This is a genomic window from Myxococcus sp. CA005 (assembly GCF_006518205.1).
In the GTDB taxonomy this organism is placed as follows: domain Bacteria; phylum Myxococcota; class Myxococcia; order Myxococcales; family Myxococcaceae; genus Myxococcus; species Myxococcus xanthus.
The window spans coordinates 1-4,611 of the sequence record NZ_SRLV01000174.1 but is presented as its reverse complement, the minus strand read 5'-3'; the positions used below and the strand labels follow the sequence as shown (position 1 = coordinate 4,611).

At 69.6% G+C, this 4,611-nt stretch carries 4 protein-coding genes and 1 pseudogene; all 5 read left to right on the top strand.

Features of this window, described 5'->3' with window-relative positions; genetic code table 11:
• Nucleotides 1-52: 52 nt before the first annotated feature.
• Nucleotides 53-349, top strand: coding sequence for a PqqD family protein (locus FMQ63_RS36795; RefSeq protein WP_011553743.1), 297 nt, complete (start codon nucleotides 53-55; stop codon nucleotides 347-349).
• On the top strand, nucleotides 349-876 hold the full coding sequence (locus tag FMQ63_RS36790) for a hypothetical protein (RefSeq protein WP_216609502.1): 528 nt from the start codon (nucleotides 349-351) through the stop codon (nucleotides 874-876). Before FMQ63_RS36795 ends, FMQ63_RS36790 begins: the two co-directional genes overlap by 1 nt.
• A 14-nt stretch (nucleotides 877-890) precedes the next feature.
• On the top strand, nucleotides 891-3,989 hold the full coding sequence (locus FMQ63_RS36785) for a PQQ-binding-like beta-propeller repeat protein (protein ID WP_011553745.1): 3,099 nt from the start codon (nucleotides 891-893) through the stop codon (nucleotides 3,987-3,989).
• Between the two features lie 32 nt (nucleotides 3,990-4,021).
• Nucleotides 4,022-4,168 carry a hypothetical protein gene (locus FMQ63_RS37695; RefSeq protein ID WP_020478134.1) on the top strand — a complete coding sequence of 49 codons (147 nt, stop codon included), beginning with the start codon at nucleotides 4,022-4,024 and terminating at the stop codon, nucleotides 4,166-4,168.
• Nucleotides 4,156-4,611, top strand: a pseudogene (locus FMQ63_RS36780) (hypothetical protein); the annotation flags it as partial. The gene FMQ63_RS37695 and the pseudogene FMQ63_RS36780, both read left to right, overlap by 13 nt.

Below are 4,611 nucleotides of genomic sequence, written 5' to 3'. Positions count from 1 at the left end.
GGGTGGCCGTGAAGTGGCGCCTGGCTGCGTTGCTGGGCCGGGGAGGTGCGCGATGAGCACGGACTTCGCGGCGGACCATGCGCCGCGCTGGCGCGAGGGCGTCTCCGGCCAGCGCTTCGGTTCGGACTTCATCGTCCTGGATGCCGAGGGCAACACCCTGCGTGGGCTCAACGGAACGGCCATTGAAATCTGGGAGTTGTGCGACGGGACGCGCACGGCGCGGGCCCTGGTGGAGCAGGTGGCTCAGCGTCACGGATGGGACGTGGAGCAGGTGCTGACCGACACGCTCAAGTTCTTCTCGGAGCTGACCCGGCTGGGGCTCATCGACGAGTTGGAGGAGGCGCGGTGATGCGGACGCGTTTGGCGTTCCTGGCGGCGGCGGTGATGTTGGCCTCGTGCACGGATGGCGTGGCGCCCTATGCCCCCGTTCATGCGCCCCCGGCGCAGGAACCGGTGGCGCCCACGGACGTGTTGCCTCCGCGCGAGGGTTCGGAGGCCCGGCCGCCGCCCGCGCCGGTGGAGGAGCCGGAAGTGCCTCCGCCTCCAGTGGTTCCGCGGGGCTCGGCCACCGTCATTGACCTGGGCGAGGGGAGCAGGGCCTTGCTGTCGGTGGCGCAGGTGGACGTGGACCTGACGGTGAGCGGCGTGCGCGGCCGGCACACGGTGTCCGTGGAGTTCGTGCCGCCTTCCGGGCTGCCGTATGAGCGGCGGTCGGCGGAAGTGGATTCACGCGTGGACGAGTCGCGCACGGTGCGCTTCTCCCTGCCCGTGGCAGGCACCACCGTGGCGACGTCCGGCATGAGCGGGACGTGGCAGGCCCGGTTCTTCCTCGATGGGGCGCCGCTGACGGCGGCTTCCTTCACCCTGGATCCGTGAGGGCTCCTTTCATCATGCGTCCATTCTCCGCCCCCCTCGTCGCCGCCGTCGCGCTCCTGGCGCCTTCGCTGGGGTGGGCGCAGTCGATGACCCCGACCGCCGTCTTGACCACGCAGCCGCAGGGTGGGGACACCCGCGCGCGGGTGGTGATGGACGAAGCCTCCGAGCTGACGGTCGATGTCCGCAACAACACCTCCAGTGGGTCGCCGCTCTTCCGGCGCATCAACGAGGTGTGGTTCGCGCTGCCCAGCGGCTACATCCCGCTCGCGTCCATCCCGCCCCCGGGATGGACGGTGGACTACATCGCCAGCGAGCGGTGGGTCATCTTCTACAATCAGGACTCCTGCAACGGCAGCGGCGACTACGGCCTGGGCCAGGACGAGTCGGCCCGGTTCGTCCTTCGCGTGGTTCCGCCGACTTCGAACAACGACCAGAACAACGAGCGCTTCGTCGCGAGTCAGACGTTCGCCCGTGACACGTGCGCGGGGGGCGACTTCACCACGTCGGTGGCGACCTCGGCCGCGAGCTGGAGTCGCTCCGGCCTGTACACCCAGGTGGACGTGCGTCCTCGGGTGATGGGGGTTGGCGGCGACATCGACGCGCGGATGGTGGTGGAGAACCGGACGGGCACGAACCACAACAACACCACGGTTGAGGGACCCTCCACGGGCGCGGGCGCCGTCACCTTCCAGGTGGTGGACACCGAGCCGACGCCGTTCCGCATGAACATCGCCAACCGGAACGCGGGCGTCTATTCCGCGAGAGTGCGGACGGGCTCGGCCGGAACGCTGGTGGCGCGGGTGCGGGGCGTCAGCGGGAACGGCAACACTGTGTCGCCCTCGATGGACGCGCGGATGGTCAACGTGGGGGCGCTCCCGGTGGCCATGGACGTGGACACCGACGACGCGTTCAACAACGAGACCGTGCGGGTGCGGCTCACGGTGACCAACCCGTCCTCGACGGACACGTTCCTGAACGTGACGCCGCGCGCGCCCGTGTTCCAGGGAACGGCGGCCGTGTCGCTCGTGTCGGGGCCTGGGCCCGCGAGCGTTCCCCGGCTGGACCCGGGCGCCTCCGCGCACTTCGTCTGGACGTACCAGCTCACGGGAACCCCGTTCGCGAACTACCGGTTCCGGGGGCAGGTGGATGCCACGCGCAACGGCGCCTCCGTGACGTCGAACCTGGTGGACTCGAACCAGGGGCGCATCGTGCAGCACCGCGTGCGGACGAACATCAGCGCGTTGGCCGCCAACTCGACGAACCGGTCCGTCATCTACACCATCCAGAACCGGGGCCCCATGCCGCTGCATGAGGTCCGGCTGCTGCGGCCCGCGCTCAACTACTTCACCGTCGGCGGCGTGCTGCAGACGCCCACCGGGTGGCGCATGGCGTCCAACAACGCCACCACGGGCATCACCTGGGAGTCGACGAACGCCACGGGCATCCCGGTCAACGGCGAGCGCTCCTTCACGGTGGTGTATTCCAACTTCGGGGCGGGCGCGTCGCTGTCCGGGCCCACCACGTTCCGTCATCGTTTCCACCTCATCGACGACTACGGCGGGCCGCAGATTCGCATCGAAACCCCCATGACGCTGGCGCAGGGCACCGTTCCCGACGTCAACCGCCTCACGGGTGTGGCGCGCGATGGCAGCGTGACGCTCACCTGGGACAACCCGGCGGTGCACGGGGGCGTGCTGATTCTTCGCGCGGAGGGCGCGCCGCCAAACCTCTCTCCGACGCAGGGGCTGAACTACGCGGTGGGGGCCTATCTGGGCAACGCCCAGGTGGTGTACGCGGACGACGTCGGCGCCGCCACGACGTTCACCGATACGTCCGTCACCAACGGCACCACGTACTACTACCGCGTCTTCAACTCGGATGACCTGCGGTGGTACTCGCCGGGCAACCAGCCGACGTCGCAGGCCCTGGTGGCCACGCCTCGGGCCCGCGTGGGCGCGGCGCCGCTGTGGTGCTACTCGGTGGGCCTGAATGCCTCGCAGCAGCCCATCACCGAGCTGGGTACGGGCATCTTCAGCGCCTTCAACGACTCCGTCGTCGCCAACCTCACCCAGGTCACCAATCCGTCGGCGGATGGCGCGGAGCGGTGGCGGCCTCGACCGCTGGCGGGCCTCATTGGCAGCCGCTTCCCGGTGGTGCCACTGCATGGCCTGTCCGGGCAGTACATCCTCGTGGGTGACCAGGGTGGGGTGGCCAGCGCGCTCAACGCCGCCACCGGGCAGGTGCTGTGGCGATGGGACAATGGTGGCCAGCCCATTGGCACCATCCAGTCGTTCCCGGTCACGCAGCTCTTCGACTACGCGAATGCCGCATACCGGGCCGCGCACCCCAACCGCGACCTCGTCTTCTTCGCCACGCGGCTGGCGGACGCTTCGCGCAACCGGGTGGTGGCCCTGAATGCCGCCACCGGCGCGCTGGTCTGGAGCTACCAGCCTGGGAATCTGGGCATGGTGGCGGGCGGCATGGTGGTGGACTACACCAACAACCGGCTCTTCGTGGCGACGCGCGCGCACGCGGGCTCGCCGAACACGCTTCGGGTGCTGAACACGCTGACGGGACAGGTGCTGGCCCAGCTCCCGGTGGGCGACGTGGAGCTGAGCTTGGTTCGCAATGCGTACAGCAACCTGATTCTCGTGACGGACAGCGATGGCTTCGTTCACGGCGTGGACGCCGCCACGGCGCAGCTCGTGTGGAGCCTGCCAGTCACCACGCGCCCGGCGCCGAACACGCCTGCCTTCACCAGCTTCGTGCGGCCCCAGGGCTCGGGCTTCGTGGCCAGTCTCGCGGCCGGCCGGGTGGCGCTGTACGACGTGTCGGGGCCCGCCCAGTCGCCGCCGGTGCTCCGGTGGAGCACGCCGATCGCGTCTCCCTCTGGCACCTTCTCCTTCAATCGGAATGGCGCCGTGCGCATCTACGTTGGCAGCTCCGACGGACAGGTTCACCAACTGGAGCTGCTGGATGGCTCCGACTCCGGTCAGGTCTCGATTGGTGGTGCGCAGCGTATTGGGACTCCCACCATCGACCACACGGTGAGCCGCCTCCACGTGGGCTCCGAAGACGGCCGCATCTGCGCGTTCCCGGTCCCTTTCCCTTGAAGAACGTCCCTTCTTCCTCGCTCGCACGCCCCATGACTTCGGACGCCTTCCAGACGACGCCCCCTCCTGACGCCGGCCCTGTCTATGAGGCGCCGGCCATTCTCTGGGAGCAGCCCTTCGTGGCACTGGCGCAGATTTCCCAGTGCCAAATCCCCGGTGAGTCGGAGTGCATTCCCTGAGCCTTCCGCCGGAAGGCCCCACGGCGGACGCGGCCCTCTGTCTGCGAATCGCCGGTTGGATGGGAGTTGTGGAAGTCGGTGATGCGGGCCTGCGAGACTCGCTCCGGCGCATGTTCTCCCGGTTCGTGGTGTCCCCGAGGCGACAGGGCAGTGAGGTGGCTCGGATCGTGGCCGTGGCCCCCGCCCAGGCGCGTCCCGCACCTGTCATTCGCGAGCTGCCACGGGTCCTCCGCGGGGAGGGCGGCGCGCTGCGCCTGGCCGGCGAGGACTACGACGCGACGCTCTCCGCCGACGGCCTCCTGGCCCACGTGGAGGGGCAGGGGCGGTTTCCCGTGGAGACGGTGCTGAAGGTGATGCTTGCCCGGGCGCTGGCTCGACGTGGCGGGCTGCTGGTGCATGGCGTGGCGGTGGCGCACCGGGGCCGGGCCGCGCTCTTCACGGGG

Bases quoted from the DNA above. Each gene is read 5' to 3' on its own strand.
- FMQ63_RS36795 (WP_011553743.1), top strand. From the start codon at position 53: ATGAGCACGGACTTCGCGGCGGACCATGCGCCGCGCTGGCGCGAGGGC.
- FMQ63_RS36785 (WP_011553745.1), top strand. From the start codon at position 891: ATGCGTCCATTCTCCGCCCCCCTCGTCGCCGCCGTCGCGCTCCTGGCG.
- FMQ63_RS37695 (WP_020478134.1), top strand. From the start codon at position 4,022: ATGACTTCGGACGCCTTCCAGACGACGCCCCCTCCTGACGCCGGCCCT.
- FMQ63_RS36790 (WP_216609502.1), top strand. From the start codon at position 349: ATGCGGACGCGTTTGGCGTTCCTGGCGGCGGCGGTGATGTTGGCCTCG.